Genomic DNA, 19157 nt, shown 5'->3' with positions numbered 1-19157 from the left:
TGCGGTTTTTGATGATGAATTTTACTTATGGCAGCCGGGAAATTTCCCTCGCGATGCTGGCTGACTCCTGTGCCCAACCCTGAGCCAGGACTTTAACCATTTCGTCATAGCCATCTTTCTGCTGCTTCAGCTCCAGATGGAAAGGACGCTTAATCAGCTGTCCCTGATGATTCAGCAACCACTCCCCGCTGATCACCACCGCACCATCATAACGGCCGTGGAAGCCCGTTACGGTGACGTTCAGCGTATCCTGGTCGTTACCCAACGGCTGCGACGCGACAACCCAACCCGGTAGCTGACTGCCCAGATTGGCCACCAGCGTGTTGCGCAGCTGTTGATCCAACGGGCTGGCCCACAGGTTGTTCGTCGCAATCACGTATTTAACGTCGCTGGTCTGATAGACCACGCCGTTTCCTGCCAGATAATCCGGCACCGCAACCTGCTCAACCCACAGCTGACGGTTTCCCTGACTGGCCGTGCTTTGCCCACCGCTGTGGGTCGCCACAGGCAGCTGATAGTAGCTTTTATTATCTACTCCTGAACTGCACGCCGTTAACAGCAGAGCACCAACCATCAATAGCCACTTTTTCATTCTTTTGCCCTCTTCGGCTCAGGATCCTTTTTATCTTTCGCTTCGAACACCAGCGCATTGCTCTTCTCGTTGAGCGTTTTCAGCACCGGCTGCAGTTCACGTAAGACCTGATCAAGACGCTGCATATCTGCCACCATCTTGTTGTAGGCCGCTGAACCCGGCTGGAAGCCCTGCATACTGCGGTTCAGCTCACGCAGCGTTTTCTGCATGTCCTGCGGAAGCTGCTGCATGCTCTGGCTCGCCGTAATCTTGTTGATGTTATCCAGCGTGGTTTGCAGACGACGCATCGTTGCCTGGCTTTCGCTCAAAGAGTTCGTCGCCGCTTCAATCATCGGATTCAGTGGCAGATTGTTGATCTTATCCAGCGTCTCCATCAGACGCTGCTGGATCTGCGCCAGGCCGCTACTCACCGTTGGGATGATCTTATATCCACCGAATTCACGGATACCGGTAATCGGCGGTGCTTTCGGGTAGAAGTCCATATCCACATACAGCGCACCGGTCACCAGGTTACCCGTCTTCAACGATCCACGCAGGCCGCGTTCCATCAGTTGAGAGATATGGGCAGCAATATCCTGATTTTCGCCAATCTGGTTTAGCAGACGCTCCGGTTCGATGCGGATCAGCACCGGAATACGATAGTCATCATCCAGCATCTGGCTCAGGCCCGGGACGAAGAACGGAACTTGTCCAACCGTACCGAGACGAATACCGCGGAACTCAACAGGTGCCCCCGGCTGCAGACCGCGGACAGAATCTTTGAAGAACATCAGGAAGTCGACGTGATCGGTATAGAGCGCATCCTGAATACTTTTTTGATCGTCAAAGAGACGGAAAGCGGTGTTCTCTGCGACCGGCTGCCCTAAATCCAGGCCTTCCGGCACGTCAAAACTTACGCCGCCGCCAAACAGCGTGGTCAGCGACCCCATTTCAACGCGCATACCTGCCGAGGTCAGATCCACCGCGATCCCGCTGTCTTTCCAGAAACGGACATTGCTGGTGACCAGCCGATCGTTTGGCGCATTGATAAAGAGCTGATAGCTGATCGCGCGTTTCTGCGGATCAAACGTGCTTTTCTCAACCGATCCCACGCGGTAGCCGCGGAACAGGACCGGGTCGCCCGCCGTAAGCTGACCTGCTTTTTTACTGTCGAGGATCACGCGGATACCCTTGGCATCAGGTGGTGCAAGCGGCGGTGAATCCAGAAGCTGGTATTTGGCTGGCTGGTTACCCTTAGCGCCAGGCTGCAGCTCAATGTAGGCGCCCGAAAGCAGCGTCCCTAAGCCGCTGATTCCCTCACGCCCCACCTGCGGCTTAACGACCCAGAAAACGGAATCGCCGTGCAGCAGTTTTTCCATGCCGGCATTAAGGCGCGCCTTGATCTCCACATGGGTTAAATCGTCGGTCAGGGTTGCACTTTCCACCACGCCCACATCCACGCTTCGGCTTTTGATTGTCGTTTTACCGCCCTCAATCCCCTCGGCATTGGTGGTTATCAGCGTGACTTCCGGTCCCTGATGGCTGTAATGATAAAACAGGATCCATGCACCGATCAGCGCAGTCACGATGGGGAAAATCCACACCGGCGACCAGTTTTTGACCTTCTGCACTTTCGCCTCTCCACTCTTATTTTCCATGCTCTTACTCTTCCTCATGGCTTGATTCAGGCTCACGGTCCCACGATAAACGAGGGTCGAAGGTCATGGCCGCAAACATGGTCATAATCACGACCAGTGCAAACATTAAAGCCCCCATCGCGGGATAAATACTCATCAAACCGCCCATCCGCACCAGTGCAGAGAGAACGGCGATGACAAACACGTCAATCATTGACCAGCGTCCGACAAACTCGACCACTTCATAAATCAGGTGCATGCGTTCGCTATCGCGTTTTCCATGCCCTTTCGCATCCCAACAGAGCCAGGCAATGGCAATCATTTTTAAGGTGGGCACCATAATACTGGCGATAAAGATGACGCCGGCGACCGGATAAGAACCTTCGCCCCAGAGCAGTATCACCCCGGCGAGGATCGTCGAGGGCATTTTGTCGCCGAGCAAATCGGTGATCATGATCGGCAGAATATTGGCTGGCAGATACAGCATGATGGATGTGACCAGCAGCGCCATCGTCCACTGCAGGCTATTTTTACGGCGTACGTGCCCCTTTGTTTCGCAGCGCGGACAAACGTCGAGATCGGCGGGCAGCACGGCGGTACAGCACGGGCACGAGCGAAGCCCCTGACGAATACCGGGTACGCCGACCTTCACCGTCTGTGCAAGCGTCGGCGCTGGCGCGATATCGTCCCACGCCCAGCGCCTGTCCACGCACTGGAAGGCGCGCAGCTGCAGAACGCAGTACAGACACCAGGGAATAAAGCTGCTGCCAATCCCCACGTCGCCGTATGCCATGAGCTTCACGAAGCTGACCAGAATCCCCGCCAGAAAGATCTCGGCCATCCCCCAGCTTTTGAGCTGAAAAAGGATACGCGCCAGTCGGATTTTCAGCGGTGCCGGCATCCTGACGCGGTTGACCAGCAAAAGGATGACGACCAGGCAAAAAGCCGGGACTATCTGGACAAACAGGAGAAAAAAGGTACCGAGGCTGGCGTAATCTTCCGAGAACATCACGCCCGGAATTTCAAGCAAATCTACCTGGCTGGTGATCCCCCCCACCTTCATATAGATGAAGGGGAAGAGATTGGAGAGCAGCAGCATGAACAATGCTGCCAGAGCGTAAGCAGTGGGACGCTGCCGCGGCGCGTCCCACTCGGTTGTCAACGTCGCACCGCAACGTGGACACAGGGCTTTATGTCCGTGACCAAGCTCTGGCAACGCCACGAGCATATCGCATTGCGAGCATAAAATATGCCTGTCGGCATGGTGCTGGTCACACATATGTTATCCCTGTTTATGCGCCGTTTTTCAGAGACTCAAGGTACTCCCAGCGCTCAAATGCTTCTTCCAGGGCTTTTTCAGCCGCGGACATTTCTGACAGTACTTTCTGAGTATAGTCATGCGATTGAGTAAAGAATGACGCATCAGCAACCTGTTTTTGCAGATCCTCAAGCGCGGCTTCCAGCTCTTCAAGACGCTGCGGTAGCCCCTCCAGTTCGCGCTGCAGGTTATAGCTTAGTTTAGCCGAGGTTTTCTTGACAGTTTCTGCTTTTGTTACAGCAGGTTCAGAACTTATTTTGGACTTTGACTGTTTCTGCGCCTGAGACTGCAATTGCTGCCCTTTTGCATCATGATAACCGCCTACGTATTGTCCAATTCGCCCTTCACCTTCGAAGATCCAGCACTCGGTCACGGTGTTGTCCACGAACTGACGATCGTGGCTGACCAGCATCACGGTACCCTGATAGCCGTCAATCAGCTCTTCAAGCAATTCCAGCGTTTCGACGTCCAGGTCGTTCGTCGGTTCATCGAGGATAAGCAGGTTGCTTGGCTTCAGGAACAGGCGCGCCAGCAGAAGGCGGTTTCGCTCACCGCCGGACAGCGCGCGCACCGGCGTCATGGCGCGTTTCGGATGGAACAGGAAGTCCTGCAGGTAGCCCAGCACGTGACGCGGCTTACCGTTTACCATCACCTCCTGCTTACCTTCGGCGAGGTTGTCCATCACCGTACGGTCCGGATCCAGCTCCGCGCGGTGCTGGTCGAAGTAGGCGACCTCCAGCTTGGTCCCGCAGTGAATACGTCCGCTGTCGGCCTGCAGCTGGCCCAGCATCAGTTTCAGCAGCGTGGTTTTACCGCAGCCGTTCGGGCCGATGAGCGCAATTTTGTCGCCTCGCTGCACCTGCGCGGAGAAATCGTTCACCAGCACTTTACCGTCGACCTGATAGTTGACGTTTTCCATTTCGAAGACAATCTTGCCGGAACGGGACGCCTCTTCCACCTGCATTTTGGCGCTGCCCATCACTTCACGGCGTTCGCTGCGCTCGCGACGCATCGCCTTCAGGGCACGTACGCGGCCTTCGTTACGGGTACGACGGGCTTTGATGCCCTGGCGGATCCAGACCTCTTCCTGCGCCAGCTTGCGGTCGAACTCGGCATTCTGCAACTCTTCCACGCGCAGGTTTTCTTCTTTCTCCAGCAGATACGTATCGTAATCGCCGGGATAGGTCACCAGCTTGCCGCGGTCGAGGTCGACAATGCGCGTCGCCATGTTGCGAATAAACGAACGGTCATGCGAGATAAAGATGATGGTGCCGCTGAAGGTTTTCAGGAAACCTTCCAGCCAGTCGATCGCTTCGATATCCAGGTGGTTGGTCGGTTCGTCCAGCAGCAGCACCTTCGGCCCGCTGACCAGCGCGCGGCCCAGAGCCGCTTTACGCAGCCAGCCGCCGGAGAGCGCCGACAGTTCCATATCGGGTTCCAGACCGAGCTGCGCCAGTACTTCATTAATGCGGTTTTCAAGCTGCCACAGACCGTGGTGATCGAGCATCTCCTGCACTTTCGCCAGTTCGTTGAGGTTTTTGTCGCTCGGATCGGTCATCACCAGATGCGAAATCTCGTGATAGCGCTTCAGGTATTCAGCCTGCTCGGAGATCCCTTCCGCCACGAAATCGTAAACGCTGCCGGTCACGTGACGCGGTGGATCCTGCTGCAGGCGGGAGACAATCAGATCCTGCTCGTAAACAATACGCCCGTCATCCAGACCCTGTTCACGGTTGAGGATTTTCATCAGCGTGGATTTACCCGCGCCGTTACGGCCCACCAGACAGACGCGCTCGTTATCTTCGATGTGCAGTTCCGCATTGTCGAGAAGCGGTGAGTCGCTGAAAGAGAGCCACGCGCCGTGCATACTAATTAAAGACATTTATTTTTCCTTTCAGACCGCGGTAATCAACCAGCAGTTATGGATTTGACGGTTACGGGCAAAGTCCTGAGACAGCGTTTTTTGGCTGATTTCTTGTGCTTTCAGTCCCAGGGCTGCTAAGCCGTCATGATCCATACGGAAGCCGCGTTTGTTGTTCGAGAACATAATGGTGCCGCCTTTGCGCAGCAGGCGCTTCAGGTCGGTCATCAGGCGCAAGTGATCGCGTTGTACATCAAAGCTATCTTCCATACGCTTGGAGTTGGAGAAGGTCGGCGGATCGATAAAGATCAGGTCAAACTGCTCGTCGGTGTCGCGCAGCCAGCCCAGCACGTCAGCCTGCATCAGGCGATGCTGACGTCCGGTTAAGCCGTTAAGACGCAGGTTGCGCTCCGCCCATTCCAGATAGGTGCGGGACATATCCACCGTGGTGGTGCTCCGCGCGCCGCCCAGACCGGCATGCACGCTGGCGCTGCCGGTATAGGAGAAAAGGTTGAGGAAATCTTTGCCTTTACTCATCTGGCCCAGCATGCGACGAGCGATACGGTGGTCGAGGAACAGACCGGTATCCAGATAGTCGGTCAGGTTGACCCACAGGCGCGCGTTGTATTCGCCCACTTCGATGAAGTCACCCTTTTCACCCATCTTCTGATACTGGTTTTTCCCTTTCTGACGCTCGCGGGTTTTCAGCACCAGCTTGTTCGGCGCAATGCCGAGCACGGCGATGGTGGCGGCAATGACGTCCAGCATGCGCTGACGCGCTTTTTGCGCATCAATGGTTTTCGGTGGCGCATATTCCTGAATCACCACCCAGTCCGCGTAGCGGTCAACCGCCACGTTGTATTCCGGCAGGTCGGCATCATACAGGCGATAGCATTCAATGCCCTCCTGCTTCGCCCACTTCTCAAATTTCTTCAGGTTCTTGCGCAGGCGGTTGGCGTAATCTTCCGCCACGCCGGACGGCTTGCTGTCGGCCGCCTTCTCCGCCAGATGGTAGTTCTTCTGCACGCAGTCCAGCGGGCCGTTTTTGGCCTTAAACTGGCGATCGGCGCGCAGCTGGAGGCAGCTCAGCAGCTCCGGCGAGGCGCTAAACAGAGACAGGTTCCAGCCGCCGAAGTGGTCCTTCATATTGCGGCCCAGCAGGCTGTGCAGGGCAATCAGCGCCGGCTCGCTGTCGAGACGCTCGCCGTATGGCGGGTTGCTGATCACGGTACCGTACGGGCCTTTTGGCAACGGGTTGGTCAGGTTCGCCACGTCTTTCACTTCGAAGGTGACCAGCTCGCCGATACCGGCGCGACGGGCGTTGCTGCGCGCGCGTTCAATGACGCGCGGGTCGCTGTCCGAACCGTAAAAGTGGGAGGTGTACTCCGCCAGGCCTTTGCGTGCGCGGGTTTGCGCGTCGTCTTTGACCTCTTTCCAGAGCGCTTCATCGTGCTGTGCCCAGCCTTTAAAGCCCCAGTGACCGCGATGCAGGCCCGGCGCGCGATCGGTTGCCAGCATGGCCGCCTCAATCAGCAACGTACCGGAACCACACATCGGATCGAGCAGCGGCGTGCCCGGCTGCCAGCCGGAGCGCATGACAATGGCAGCCGCCAGCGTTTCTTTAATTGGCGCCATACCGGTACGATCGCGGTAGCCGCGCAGATGCAGGCCTGCACCGCTCAGATCAAGAGAGATGCTCGCCGTGTCACCGTTCAGCCAGACGTTAATACGCAGATCGGGGTTTTCACGATCGACGTTCGGACGTTCCTTATTTTTACGCGTGAAGCAGTCCACAATGGCGTCTTTTACGCGCAGGGCACCGTACTGGCTGTTGCGGATCTCGTCGTTCACGCCGTTAAAATGCACCGCAAAGGTGGCATTCGGGGTGAAGATCTCTGTCCAGTCGATCATCTGTACGCCGGTATAGAGGTCAAGGTCGCTATAAACCTTGCACTCCTTCATCGGCAGCATGATGCGCGACGCCAGACGGCTCCACATCAGGCTCTGGTAAATAAGCCGTGTGTCGCCCTCAAAATGGACACCACCCTGAACCACCTGGCACTCTTGTGCGCCCAGGCTTTCCAGTTCAGTTTTTAACAGCTCTTCCAGCCCACGGGCCGTACTGGCAAACAGAGAATTCATATCGTCACTTTTACTCTTAGAAAATTGTCGCGCATTATAGCTAATATGGCGTGTATGTCATAAAGTTGAAGGCTTATTTTCATTTGTGGGAGTGTGCAGTGGCGACGTTATCCAGGCTTTTTATTCATCCGGTGAAATCCATGCGCGGCATCGGCGTCTCTCACGCGCTGGCCGACATGAGCGGATTCGCCTTCGATCGTATTTTTATGGTCACCGAGCCTGACGGTACGTTCATTACCGCACGTCAGTTCCCTCAGATGGTTCGCTTTACCCCTTCCCCGCTTCATGACGGTTTGCACCTGACCGCGCCGGACGGTTCCAGCGCGGTGATTCGCTTTGCTGATTTTGCGCTCGTCGATGCGCCAACGGAAGTGTGGGGTAACCATTTTACCGCGCGCATCGCCCCGGATGAGATTAACCGCTGGCTGAGCGGCTTCTTCTCCCGCGACGTTCAACTACGCTGGGTTGGGCCTGAACTGACGCGTCGCGTGAAGCGCCACGACGCCGTTCCCCTCTCCTTCGCCGATGGCTTCCCGTTCCTGCTGACTAACGAAGCCTCGCTGCGTGATTTACAACGCCGCTGCAAAGCCAGCGTTCAGATGGAACAGTTTCGTCCGAACCTGGTGGTGACCGGTGTTGACGCCTGGGACGAAGACACCTGGAAAGTGATCCGCATTGGCAGCGTCATCTTTGATGTCGTAAAACCCTGTAGCCGCTGCATTTTCACCACGGTGAGCCCGGAGAAAGGCCAGAAGCACCCTTCCGGCGAACCGCTGAAGACGCTGCAGTCATTCCGCACCGCGCAGGACAACGGCGATGTGGATTTCGGCCAGAACCTGATCCCGCGCTCCAGCGGTGCAATCCGCGTTGGTGATGAGGTAGAGATCCTTGCCCGAGGGCCTGCAAGAGTGTACGGCTCAGGTCAGGAAGAAGAAATGGTCGACGTTGTGACGAATGTCGCCTCTGCGGTAGATATTCACTGGCAGGGAAACATCATCCGTGGCAACAACCAGCAGGTATTACTGGAGCAACTGGAGCAGGCAGGTATTCGCGTCCCCTATTCCTGTCGCGCAGGCATTTGCGGATGCTGCCGCATCAGGCTGGTGGATGGCGAAGTAAGTGCGTTGAAAAAATCGGCAATTGGAAATGATGGCACAATTCTGTGCTGTAGCTGCATACCGAAAACGTCCGTACAGCTGGAAGCTTAAACCGCCTGTTCGAGGCTGAAAGAATCTACGCGCAGCTGTGGCTTCAGCCTGTCGTTCATCACTTTAATGGCATCGCCAAGCTGCATCGTCCGCCCGGCAATGGTTACGCCGGGCTGGGCCAGCAGGCAGAGCGCAGCATTTTCACCAGGCTCAACCACCAGCAGGCTTACCTCTTCTGCGGTATCGCTCAGATTGACGCTCGCCGCATCACCCGTTGCCGGGGTCCAGCTCATACCGTGCGCAAGAAAATGCCAGCTTTTTGGCATTTGCGGTTTCAGGAAGCGGATAGCCACCAGCGCATTTAATACCAGCTCGGCACGCTGCTCTTTAGAAAGCACCAGATCGCGGCATTTTTCCTCAAAGGAGAAATAAAGCGCCGCATCGTCAACGCAAAAGCCCGACGGGGAAAACGCGTCCGGGGTTAACATTCGGCGGGCGAAACGAGAGCGAAACAACATGCCATTGGCTAAATCGAGCATCATTCGATCATGCTCGTCGCAAAAATACCAGCGCCAGTTATCGTCAGGTTTAATTCGCATGTTTCTCTCCCGTCCCCGAAACGTCCTGTACTAAAAATGTCCTGATCGCCGCTTCGTTTATAACACCATTAATAAAAGACTATAATGTCTAAATAAGCAACAGTGACGGAATATAAAACAACCAGGGCTGGAAATAAAGCCCTGGTTGTCTGATTAAGAGAAAAGATTAGATATGAGTAACGATTTCTTTAATCAGCGGCGGTCCTTTAAAAATAAAGCCGGAATAGATTTGCACCAGTGACGCACCCGCCGCCATCTTCTCGCGCGCAGCAATCACGGAGTCGATGCCACCGACGCCAATAATCGGCAGGCGTCCTTTTAATTCCGCAGACAGGGCGCGAATAATCTCGGTGCTTTTTAATTGTACCGGACGTCCGCTTAACCCACCCGCTTCGTCACAGTTTTTCATTCCCTGCACGAGGGAGCGATCGAGGGTGGTATTGGTTGCAATCACACCATCAATATTATGGCGAACTAAACTGTCGGCAACCTGGATCAATTCTTCGGCAGAAAGATCCGGGGCGATCTTAACCGCGACCGGAACATATTTATGGTGGATCGTCTGGAGTTCATTTTGTTTATTTTTAATGGCGCCCAGAAGATCGTCCAGCGCTTCGCCATATTGTAAGGAGCGCAACCCCGGAGTATTGGGTGAAGAAATATTCACCGCAATATAACCGGCATAGGCGTAGACTTTTTCCATACAAATCAGATAGTCATCTTTACCCTGCTCGACCGGCGTGTCTTTATTTTTGCCGATATTGATGCCCAGAATTCCGTCAAAGTGGGCTTTTTTAACGTTCTCAACAAGGTGATCAACGCCAAGGTTATTAAAGCCCATACGGTTGATCAGCCCTTCGGCTTCAACCAGGCGGAACAGGCGCGGCTTGTCATTTCCCGGCTGCGGGCGCGGCGTGACGGTCCCGATTTCAATAGAGCCAAAGCCCATCGCGCCCAGGGCATCAATACACTCGCCATTTTTGTCCAGACCAGCCGCCAGACCCAGCGGATTTTTAAAGGTCAGACCCATGCACTGCACAGGTTTTTCCGGCACATTCTGACGCACAAGAGCGGCCAGCGGCGTTCCGGTAATACGACGTAATTGCTGCATTGTAAATTCATGAGCGCGCTCAGGGTCGAGCTGGAAAAGAGCTTTACGAACGAAGGGGTAGTACATGAACTCTCCTGGATTCCCGGTGTGCAAACCGGGAGGGGATTATGGGCGATCCACGCGCGAAAGGGAATTGACCTGCGGCAAAAAATCAGCGTAAAACGCAATCGTTTACCTCCCTGTCTATTTCTTATGCACTTTTTCGCATTTTAATTGCAGATAAATCATTTAGTGGAATAACCGCGCGGTGTCACACTCCTGAAAATTGTTATGAATTTTAGATAAAAGCAAACAATTAGTTATAAGGAGGAAGTATGCGCGTCATTACCCTGGCCGGAAGTCCACGATTCCCTTCGCGCTCCAGCGCCCTGCTGGAATATGCCCGCGAAAAACTCAATGCCCTGGATGTGGAAGTGTGCCACTGGAACCTGCATAACTTCGAACCTGAAGATCTGCTTTATGCCCGTTTCGACAGCCCTGCGCTTAAAACGCTCATCGAGCAGCTTAACGGCGCTGACGGCCTAATTGTGGCAACGCCCATTTATAAAGCCTCTTTTTCCGGGGCGCTGAAAACCCTGCTCGATCTGCTTCCGGAACGTGCCCTGGACGGCAAAGTCGTGCTGCCGCTGGCAACGGGCGGTACGGTTGCCCATTTACTGGCCGTGGATTATGCCCTGAAGCCGGTGCTCAACGCGCTGAAAGCGCAGGAGATCCTCCACGGCGTTTTCGCCGATGACTCCCAGGTTATCGATTATCAACATAAACCTCATTTTACGCCGAACCTGCAAACCCGCCTCGATACTGCCCTGGAAACCTTCTGGCATGCTCTGCACCGCAGGGATATCCAGGCGCCGGCGTTTGGTCAGCCTCAAGGAGTCGCACATGTTTAAAACGTTAACCCGTATCGGCCTGGCAGGTCTGATGGCGCTTTCCTCGCTGGCCCATGCCGCCGAAACGGCTCCGGAAAGTTTACGCATTGGTTATCAGAAAGGCAGCGTCAGCATGGTGCTGGCGAAAAGCCACCAGCTTCTGGAAAAACGCTTCCCGGACACCAAATTCTCCTGGGTGGAGTTCCCGGCTGGCCCGCAGATGCTGGAGGCCCTGAACGTCGGCAGTATCGATCTCGGCAGTACGGGTGATATTCCGCCGATATTCGCCCAGGCGGCGGGAGCGGACCTCGTCTATGTTGGCGTTGAGCCGCCCAAACCGAAGGCCGAAGTGATTCTGGTGCCAGAAAACAGCGACATTAAAAGCGTCGCCGATCTTAAAGGGCATAAAGTTGCTTTCCAGAAAGGTTCCAGCTCACACAACCTGCTGCTGCGTGCCCTGCAAGAAGCCGGACTCAAGTTCACTGACATTCAACCTGTTTACCTGACGCCTGCCGACGCGCGCGCCGCATTCCAGCAGAAGAACGTTGATGCCTGGGCCATCTGGGATCCGTACTACTCCGCCGCATTACTGCAGGGCGGCGTTCGCGTGCTGAAAGACGGCACCACGCTGAAGCAGACCGGTTCGTTCTATCTGGCCGCACGTCCTTATGCGGAAAAGAACGGCGCATTTATTCAGGGCGTACTGGATACCTTTACCCAGGCCGATGCGCTGACCCAGACCCAGCGCCAGGAGAGCATTACCCTGCTGGCGAAAACCATGGGCTTACCTGAGCTGGTGATCGCGAGCTATCTCAACCACCGTCCACCGACCACCATCACGCCCGTGGACGCCCACGTCGCCGCGCTTCAGCAACAAACGGCTGACCTTTTCTATCAAAACCACCTGGTGCCGAAACAGGTCACTATTCGCGAACGCATCTGGCAGCCCGCAGGCAAAGAAGGAGCTAAATCATGAGTCTGAATCTTTTCTGGTTTTTACCCACCCACGGTGATGGACACTATCTTGGTACAGAAGAGGGTTCGCGCCCGGTTGACCACGGCTACCTGCAGCAGATTGCGCAGGCGGCGGACCGAATCGGTTTCACCGGGGTGCTGATCCCGACCGGACGTTCATGTGAAGATGCCTGGCTCGTGGCCGCGTCGATGATCCCGGTCACCCAGCGTCTGAAGTTCCTGGTTGCGTTACGCCCGAGCGTTGTCTCCCCCACCGTGGCGGCGCGTCAGGCGGCAACGCTGGACAGACTGTCCAACGGCCGCGCCCTGTTTAACCTGGTGACGGGCAGCGATCCGCAGGAGCTGGCGGGCGATGGGGTATTTCTCGACCATACCGAGCGCTATGAAGCCTCCGCCGAGTTCACCCGCGTCTGGCGACGTCTGCTGGAAGGTGAAACCGTTACCTTTGAAGGCAAGCATATCCACGTTCGCGACGCGAAACTCTACTTCCCGCCAGTGCAGCAGCCGCGCCCGCCGCTCTATTTTGGCGGATCGTCGGATGTGGCCCAGGATCTGGCGGCAGAGCAGGTCGATCTCTATCTGACCTGGGGCGAACCGCCTGCGCTGGTGAAAGAAAAAATTGCCCAGGTCCGCGCTAAGGCGGCCGCCCATGGCCGCAAGGTGCGCTTCGGCATTCGCCTGCATGTGATTGTTCGCGAAACCAATGAAGAAGCCTGGCAGGCGGCGGACCGCCTGATCTCGCATCTGGATGATGAAACGATCGCCAGAGCCCAGGCTGCATTTGCCAAAACCGACTCCGTCGGACAGCACCGAATGGCGTCCCTGCACAACGGCAAGCGCGAGAACCTGGAGATCAGCCCGAACCTGTGGGCGGGCGTCGGCCTGGTACGTGGCGGTGCGGGCACAGCGCTGGTCGGCGACGGCCCGACCGTGGCCGCGCGAATTAATGAATACGCCGAGCTGGGCATCGACAGCTTTATTCTCTCCGGCTATCCGCATCTGGAAGAGGCGTACAAGGTGGGCGAGCTGTTATTCCCGCATCTGGATGTCGCCATTCCGGAAATTCCACAGCCGCAGCGGCTTCAGCTTCAGGGCGAAGCCGTGGCGAACGAGTTTATTCCACGCAAAGCCGCACAGAGCTAAGGAGTGACCATGTCTGCCACCTCACAAAAATGGCTGCTGCGCGCCGCGCCGTGGTTTTTACCCGTCGGCATTGTGGCACTCTGGCAGCTCGCGTCGTCCACCGGCTGGCTGTCGAGCCGTATTCTGCCCTCCCCGGAGGGCGTTGTAGAAGCGTTCTGGTCGCTGAGCGTGAGCGGTGAGCTGTGGCAGCATCTGGCGATCAGCTCCTGGCGCGCCGTGATTGGGTTTTCCATCGGCGGCAGCATCGGTCTGGTTCTGGGCCTGATCAGTGGCCTTTCCCGCTGGGGCGAGCGGCTGCTGGATACCTCTATTCAGATGCTGCGCAACGTGCCGCATCTGGCGCTGATCCCGCTGGTTATCCTGTGGTTTGGGATTGATGAGAGCGCCAAAATCTTCCTCGTGGCGCTGGGCACATTGTTCCCGATCTACATCAACACCTGGCACGGGATCCGCAATATCGATCGCGGTCTGGTGGAGATGGCGCGCAGCTACGGCTTATCGGGTTTTTCTCTCTTTATACACGTGATCCTGCCGGGCGCCCTGCCCTCCATTATGGTCGGGGTGCGTTTTGCGCTCGGCCTGATGTGGCTGACGCTGATTGTAGCAGAGACTATCTCGGCCAATTCAGGCATTGGTTACCTGGCGATGAACGCCCGCGAATTCCTGCAAACGGACGTGGTGGTGGTTGCCATCATTCTGTATGCCCTGCTCGGCAAACTCGCCGACGTTAGCGCCCAGTGGCTGGAGCGCAGCTGGCTGCGCTGGAACCCGGCCTACACCCTTCAGGAGGCGAAAGCATGAATACTGCACGACTGAACCAGGGAACACCGTTACTGCTGAACGGCGTGACCAAACGCTACGGCGAAAACACCATTCTTAACGGGCTGGATCTGCATATTCCCGCCGGACAATTTGTGGCCGTTGTCGGGCGCAGCGGCGGCGGCAAGAGTACCCTGCTAAGGCTGCTGGCCGGACTGGAAGCCCCTAACGGCGGCGACATTCTGGCAGGAACAACGCCGCTTTCGAATATTCAGGACGATACCCGCATGATGTTTCAGGACGCGCGGCTGCTGCCGTGGAAAACGGTTATCGACAATGTCGGGCTCGGTCTTAAGGGCAGCTGGCGGGATGAAGCCCGCCAGGCACTGGCCGCCGTTGGGCTGGAAAATCGAGCCGATGAATGGCCTGCCGCCCTCTCGGGTGGGCAGAAGCAGCGCGTGGCGCTGGCGCGGGCGTTGATTCACCGTCCTGGCCTGCTGCTGCTTGATGAACCGCTCGGCGCGCTGGACGCCCTGACGCGAATCGAAATGCAAGATTTGATTGGATCCCTGTGGCAGGCGCACGGCTTTACGGTACTGCTGGTGACGCATGACGTGAGCGAAGCCGTCGCGATGGCGGACCGGGTGCTGTTAATAGAGGACGGGAAAATAGGTCTGGATCTGACGGTGGATCTTCCGCGGCCTCGTCGCGTGGGCTCGGCAAGACTGGGGGAGCTCGAAGCTGAGGTATTAGATCGAGTGATGAAGCGCGGGAGCACGGAGTTACAGCGAGCTAAGGCTAATGCCTGATGCCCTCACCCAGGCCCTCTCCCACAGGGAGAGGGAGGGTTAACTTATATTACGCTAACGCTTTAGCAATCTTCTCGTACAAATCACCAGACAGATTTTCCAGCCCTTTCAGCTGCTCAAGCGCGGCACGCATCTTCGCCTGACGCTTCGCATCGTAACGCTTCAGACGGATCAGCGGCTCAATCAGGCGCGACGCCACCTGCGGGTTACGGCTGTTCAGCTCGGTCAGCATTTCCACCATGAACTGATAACCGCTGCCGTCTTCGGCGTGGAACGCCGCCGGGTTGCTGCTGGCAAACGCGCCAATCAGCGAACGCACGCGGTTTGGGTTGCTCAGGGTAAAGGAACGATGCTTCAGCAGGCTGCGTACGTTGCTGAGTGCATCGGCCGCCGGGCTGGTCGCCTGCAGGATGAACCACTTGTCCATCACCAGGCCATCCTGATGCCACTTGTCGTCGTACTCCTGCATCAGCGCATCGCGGCACGGCAGTTCAGCAGCAACGCTTGCGCCCAGCGCGGCCAGGGCGTCGGTCATGTTATCCGCCTCGTGATACTGCTTGCTCACCAGGGTGTTCGCCAGCTCGGTTTCACCAAACGCCAGATAGCGCAGGCAGGTGTTGCGCAGAGAACGTTTACCAATGTCCGCGTGCTCAACGCGATAAGCGTCAAGCTTGTTGGCGTTATAAATGGCGAGGAACTCGTCCGCCAGCTCAGTAGCCAGCGTACGGGTCAACGCTTCACGCACCGCCACGATCGCGATCGGATCGATAATCTCGAACAACTCCGCGATTTCAGTCGCTGACGGCAGAGTCAGAATTTCTGCGGCCAATGCCGGGTCAATCTTCTCATCCAGCAGGATCGCGCGGAACGCGTCAGCTACGTGAACAGGCAGCGACAGCGGCTGGCCCTGCTGATGACGGTTTACGTTGAGCTTGATGTAGGTCGCCAGCAGGCTTTGTGCGGCATCCCAGCGGGAGAAATCGTTACGCGCGTGACGCATCAGGAACGTCAGCTGCTGATCGCTCCACTTGTACTCCAGCTTCACCGGCGCGGAGAATTCACACAGCAGCGCAGGCACCGGCTGGAAATAGACGTTATCGAAGATAAAGGTCTGCTCGGCCTGGGTCACGTTCAGCACGTGGTGTACCGGGTGACCGCCCTTCTGCAGTGGAATGACTTTGCCTTCGTTATCGTACAGCTCAATGCTGAACGGAATATGTAGCGGGTATTTCTCTTCCTGCTCTGCCGTCGGCGGCGTGCGCTGGCTGATGGTCAGGGTGTACTGCTCGGTTTCCGGATTGTAGTCGTCTTTGACGGTAACAATCGGCGTACCGGCCTGGCTGTACCAGCGGCGGAAGTGAGAGAGATCGACATTAGAGGCATCTTCCATTGCCTGCACAAAATCGTCGCAGGTGGCCGCGCTGCCGTCATGACGCTCAAAGTACAGCTGCATCCCTTTCTGGAAGTTCTCTTCCCCCAGCAGGGTGTGGATCATGCGGATAATTTCGGCGCCCTTCTCGTACACCGTCAGGGTGTAGAAGTTGTTCATCTCGATGACTTTATCCGGGCGTATCGGATGCGCCATTGGGCTGGCATCTTCCGCAAACTGCAGGCCGCGCATGGTACGCACGTTGTTGATGCGGTTTACCGCGCGTGAACCCAGATCGGAGCTGAACTCCTGGTCACGGAAGACGGTCAGGCCCTCTTTCAGGCTGAGCTGGAACCAGTCGCGGCAGGTGACGCGGTTGCCGGTCCAGTTGTGGAAATATTCGTGGCCGATGACGCGTTCGATATCGAGGTAGTCTTTGTCCGTTGCGGTATCGGTACGCGCCAGAACGTATTTGGAGTTAAAGACGTTCAGGCCTTTATTCTCCATTGCGCCCATGTTGAAGAAATCGACGGCGACGATCATATAGATGTCGAGATCATATTCGAGGCCGAAGCGCTCCTCGTCCCACTTCATGGAGTTGATGAGGGAGGTCATCGCCCACGGCGCGCGGTCAAGGTTGCCGCGGTCAACAAACAGCTCCAGCGCCACCTCACGGCCTGAGCGCGTTTTGAAGGTGTCACGCAGCACGTCGAAGTCCCCCGCCACCAGCGCAAACAGGTAGCACGGTTTCGGGAACGGATCCTGCCACTGCACCCAGTGACGGCCATTCTCCAGCTCGCCTTCACCTACGCGATTACCGTTGGAGAGCAGGAAGGGATAGAGGGTTTTATCGGCGATGATTTTGGTGGTGAAGCGCGCCAGGACGTCCGGGCGGTCAAGATACCATGTAATGTGGCGGAACCCTTCCGCTTCACACTGGGTACACAGCGCCACGCCTGACTGATAAAGCCCTTCCAGCGCGGTGTTGGCGGCCGGGCTGATTTCATTCACGATGCGCAGCGTAAACTGTTCCGGCAGGTTGTCGATGACCAGCTGGTTGTTTTCTTCTTTATAGTCTGACCAGGCTTCATCATTAATATGCAGGGAGACCAGCGTCAGGTCTTCACCATCCAGACGCAGCGGCACCGCAGTTGCGCTGTGGCGCGTCACCTTGCTTACCGCCGTGACAACGGTTTTAGTGGCATCCAGGTCAAAAGTCAGATCGATTTCGCTAATCAGGTAATCCGGCGCACGGTAGTCGTGGCGGTATTTGGCTTGTGGCTGTTGTGTCATAGAAAACCTTATGCATCGTTTGTCGAGTAACGTTTCAATATATTCCTGTTGCGCAAAACGCGCTATGCAGAATGTTCATCTTTTCAGGGTCAAAACCTTTTTTTGCTACATTTGTATAACACGGGGCACAAAATGCCCTCGACCATAAAACGCGCTTATGTTGTGATCGGGGTTCAATAAATCACTAAACAAGGTATACTCCGGAGTTGTTTATTGTACTAAACGCTCCTGTGAGAGGATGCTACTGCGCACCTATGACTCAATTCGCTTCTCCAGTTCTGCATACGTTGCTGGATACCGACGCGTATAAACTGCATATGCAGCAAGCCGTTTTCCACCATTACTATGACGTTCATGTCGCGGCGGAATTCCGCTGCCGTGGCGACGACTTGCTCGGTATCTACGCAGACGCCATTCGTGAACAGGTCAATGCTATGCAGCATCTGAGGCTGCAGGACGAGGAATATCAGTGGCTTTCTGGCCTGCCTTTCTTCAAAGCCGACTATCTGAACTGGCTGCGCGATTTCCGCTATAAGCCGGAGCAGGTCACCGTGCTTAACGATAACGGCAAGCTGGATATTCGCCTTGAAGGTCCGTGGCGGGAAGTGATCATGTGGGAAGTGCCGCTTCTGGCGGTGATCAGCGAACTGGCTCACCGCTACCGTTCGCCGGAAACGGGCGTCGAGCAGGCGGTCGCCGCGCTGGAAAATAAACTCGCTGCCTTCTCCACGCTGACCGAAGGGTTAGACATGTCCCGCTTCCGCCTGATGGACTTTGGCACCCGCCGTCGTTTCTCGCGCGACGTTCAGGAGGCCATCGTTAAACGTCTTCAGCAGGAGCCGTGGTTTGTAGGCACCAGTAACTACGATCTGGCACGTCGCCTTAGCCTGACGCCAATGGGTACCCAGGCGCACGAGTGGTTCCAGGCGCATCAGCAGATCAGCCCCGATCTGGCTAACAGCCAGCGCGCGGCACTGGCCGCATGGCTTGAGGAGTACCCGAATCAACTCGGGATCGCCCTCACCGACTGTATTACGATGGATGCCTTCCTGCGCGACTTTGGTCCCGAGTTCGCTGAACGTTACCAGGGATTACGCCACGACTCCGGGGATCCGGTTGAATGGGGCGAGAAGGCCATTGCCCATTACGAGAAACTCGGCATTGATCCGATGAGCAAGGTGCTGGTCTTCTCCGATAATCTCGACCTGGCGAAAGCGGTCGAACTCTATCGCCATTTCAACACCCGGGTGAACCTGAGCTTCGGCATTGGTACCCGTTTGACCTGCGATATTCCTCAGGTAAAACCTCTGAATATTGTCATCAAACTGGTGGAATGTAACGGCAAGCCGGTGGCGAAGCTCTCCGACAGCCCGGGCAAAACCATCTGCCATGACAAAGCGTTTGTTCGCGCGTTGCGCAAAGCCTTCGATCTTCCTCAGATCAAAAAAGCCAGTTAAGCGCTTACGGGAGCCTTTATGGCTCCCCTCTTCTTATTTATTTCTTAATTCTTCTCTTTTGACTGCGAAATTTACTTGTCTGATAGCGGATGGCAG

At 56.2% G+C, this 19157-nt stretch carries 15 protein-coding genes; 7 read left to right on the top strand and 8 right to left on the bottom strand.

Annotated features, from left to right (window positions below):
* Positions 1–25: 25 nt before the first annotated feature.
* From pqiC to rlmKL, 5 genes are read right to left on the bottom strand one after another with little or no spacing between them, the layout of a single operon-like run.
* A complete protein-coding gene (pqiC, locus tag AC0TN7_RS18745) occupies positions 26–592 on the bottom strand; it encodes a membrane integrity-associated transporter subunit PqiC (RefSeq protein WP_024907767.1) in 567 nt (188 codons plus the stop codon).
* The gene (pqiB, locus tag AC0TN7_RS18740) at positions 589–2229 is read right to left on the bottom strand and encodes an intermembrane transport protein PqiB (RefSeq protein ID WP_061715628.1); all 1641 of its coding nucleotides are present in this window, start codon (positions 2227–2229) and stop codon (positions 589–591) included. Before pqiB ends, pqiC begins: the two co-directional genes overlap by 4 nt.
* Before the next feature lie 4 nt (positions 2230–2233).
* A complete protein-coding gene (gene pqiA / locus AC0TN7_RS18735) occupies positions 2234–3487 on the bottom strand; it encodes a membrane integrity-associated transporter subunit PqiA (protein WP_024907769.1) in 1254 nt (417 codons plus the stop codon).
* A gap of 13 nt (positions 3488–3500) precedes the next feature.
* Positions 3501–5408, bottom strand: coding sequence for an ABC transporter ATP-binding protein (locus tag AC0TN7_RS18730; RefSeq protein ID WP_061715629.1), 1908 nt, complete (start codon positions 5406–5408; stop codon positions 3501–3503).
* A 12-nt stretch (positions 5409–5420) separates the two neighbouring features.
* Positions 5421–7529 (bottom strand): bifunctional 23S rRNA (guanine(2069)-N(7))-methyltransferase RlmK/23S rRNA (guanine(2445)-N(2))-methyltransferase RlmL, encoded by a 2109-nt coding sequence (gene rlmKL, locus AC0TN7_RS18725; protein ID WP_008499936.1) that lies wholly within the window; start codon positions 7527–7529, stop codon positions 5421–5423.
* 98 nt (positions 7530–7627) lie between these two features.
* Between rlmKL and AC0TN7_RS18720 the strand changes: the two genes are divergently transcribed.
* Positions 7628–8737 carry a YcbX family protein gene (locus tag AC0TN7_RS18720; protein WP_463726894.1) on the top strand — a complete coding sequence of 370 codons (1110 nt, stop codon included), beginning with the start codon at positions 7628–7630 and terminating at the stop codon, positions 8735–8737.
* Here AC0TN7_RS18720 and zapC read toward each other — a convergent pair.
* Entirely contained in the window at positions 8734–9276 is a 543-nt protein-coding gene (zapC, locus tag AC0TN7_RS18715; protein ID WP_023311020.1) for a cell division protein ZapC, read from the bottom strand. The genes AC0TN7_RS18720 and zapC overlap by 4 nt on opposite strands.
* Positions 9277–9442: 166 nt before the next feature.
* Positions 9443–10453: a quinone-dependent dihydroorotate dehydrogenase gene (pyrD, locus tag AC0TN7_RS18710; RefSeq protein WP_463726895.1), complete on the bottom strand. Its 1011-nt coding sequence runs from the start codon at positions 10451–10453 to the stop codon at positions 9443–9445.
* Between the two features lie 248 nt (positions 10454–10701).
* Here pyrD and ssuE point away from each other — a divergent pair, with 248 nt between their 5' ends.
* From ssuE to ssuB, 5 genes are read left to right on the top strand one after another with little or no spacing between them, the layout of a single operon-like run.
* On the top strand, positions 10702–11277 hold the full coding sequence (gene ssuE / locus AC0TN7_RS18705) for an NADPH-dependent FMN reductase (protein WP_023335146.1): 576 nt from the start codon (positions 10702–10704) through the stop codon (positions 11275–11277).
* On the top strand, positions 11270–12232 hold the full coding sequence (locus tag AC0TN7_RS18700; RefSeq protein WP_473702339.1) for an aliphatic sulfonate ABC transporter substrate-binding protein: 963 nt from the start codon (positions 11270–11272) through the stop codon (positions 12230–12232). The genes ssuE and AC0TN7_RS18700 overlap by 8 nt, the downstream gene beginning before the upstream one ends.
* Positions 12229–13374 carry an FMNH2-dependent alkanesulfonate monooxygenase gene (gene ssuD / locus AC0TN7_RS18695; protein WP_024907776.1) on the top strand — a complete coding sequence of 382 codons (1146 nt, stop codon included), beginning with the start codon at positions 12229–12231 and terminating at the stop codon, positions 13372–13374. Before AC0TN7_RS18700 ends, ssuD begins: the two co-directional genes overlap by 4 nt.
* A gap of 9 nt (positions 13375–13383) precedes the next feature.
* Entirely contained in the window at positions 13384–14175 is a 792-nt protein-coding gene (gene ssuC / locus AC0TN7_RS18690; RefSeq protein ID WP_023311016.1) for an aliphatic sulfonate ABC transporter permease SsuC, read from the top strand.
* The gene (ssuB, locus tag AC0TN7_RS18685) at positions 14172–14942 is read left to right on the top strand and encodes an aliphatic sulfonates ABC transporter ATP-binding protein (RefSeq protein ID WP_090417511.1); all 771 of its coding nucleotides are present in this window, start codon (positions 14172–14174) and stop codon (positions 14940–14942) included. Before ssuC ends, ssuB begins: the two co-directional genes overlap by 4 nt.
* 49 nt (positions 14943–14991) lie before the next feature.
* Here the strand turns inward: ssuB and pepN are convergent, their stop codons facing one another.
* The gene (pepN, locus tag AC0TN7_RS18680; protein WP_420277999.1) at positions 14992–17604 is read right to left on the bottom strand and encodes an aminopeptidase N; all 2613 of its coding nucleotides are present in this window, start codon (positions 17602–17604) and stop codon (positions 14992–14994) included.
* Between the two features lie 254 nt (positions 17605–17858).
* On the opposite strand from pepN, the gene pncB reads away from it, so the two are divergent.
* Positions 17859–19061 (top strand): nicotinate phosphoribosyltransferase, encoded by a 1203-nt coding sequence (gene pncB / locus AC0TN7_RS18675; protein ID WP_473702338.1) that lies wholly within the window; start codon positions 17859–17861, stop codon positions 19059–19061.
* The last annotated feature ends 96 nt before the right edge of the window (positions 19062–19157 follow it).

The organism is Enterobacter sp. PL_is511 (assembly GCF_055816065.1).
This window is presented reverse-complemented; position numbering and strand designations above follow the sequence as displayed.

Bases quoted from the DNA above. Each gene is read 5' to 3' on its own strand.
- pqiC (WP_024907767.1), bottom strand. From the start codon at position 592: ATGAAAAAGTGGCTATTGATGGTTGGTGCTCTGCTGTTAACGGCGTGC.
- pqiB (WP_061715628.1), bottom strand. From the start codon at position 2,229: ATGGAAAATAAGAGTGGAGAGGCGAAAGTGCAGAAGGTCAAAAACTGG.
- pqiA (WP_024907769.1), bottom strand. From the start codon at position 3,487: ATGTGTGACCAGCACCATGCCGACAGGCATATTTTATGCTCGCAATGC.
- AC0TN7_RS18730 (WP_061715629.1), bottom strand. From the start codon at position 5,408: ATGTCTTTAATTAGTATGCACGGCGCGTGGCTCTCTTTCAGCGACTCA.
- rlmKL (WP_008499936.1), bottom strand. From the start codon at position 7,529: ATGAATTCTCTGTTTGCCAGTACGGCCCGTGGGCTGGAAGAGCTGTTA.
- zapC (WP_023311020.1), bottom strand. From the start codon at position 9,276: ATGCGAATTAAACCTGACGATAACTGGCGCTGGTATTTTTGCGACGAG.
- pyrD (WP_463726895.1), bottom strand. From the start codon at position 10,453: ATGTACTACCCCTTCGTTCGTAAAGCTCTTTTCCAGCTCGACCCTGAG.
- ssuE (WP_023335146.1), top strand. From the start codon at position 10,702: ATGCGCGTCATTACCCTGGCCGGAAGTCCACGATTCCCTTCGCGCTCC.
- AC0TN7_RS18700 (WP_473702339.1), top strand. From the start codon at position 11,270: ATGTTTAAAACGTTAACCCGTATCGGCCTGGCAGGTCTGATGGCGCTT.
- ssuD (WP_024907776.1), top strand. From the start codon at position 12,229: ATGAGTCTGAATCTTTTCTGGTTTTTACCCACCCACGGTGATGGACAC.
- ssuC (WP_023311016.1), top strand. From the start codon at position 13,384: ATGTCTGCCACCTCACAAAAATGGCTGCTGCGCGCCGCGCCGTGGTTT.
- ssuB (WP_090417511.1), top strand. From the start codon at position 14,172: ATGAATACTGCACGACTGAACCAGGGAACACCGTTACTGCTGAACGGC.
- pepN (WP_420277999.1), bottom strand. From the start codon at position 17,604: ATGACACAACAGCCACAAGCCAAATACCGCCACGACTACCGTGCGCCG.
- pncB (WP_473702338.1), top strand. From the start codon at position 17,859: ATGACTCAATTCGCTTCTCCAGTTCTGCATACGTTGCTGGATACCGAC.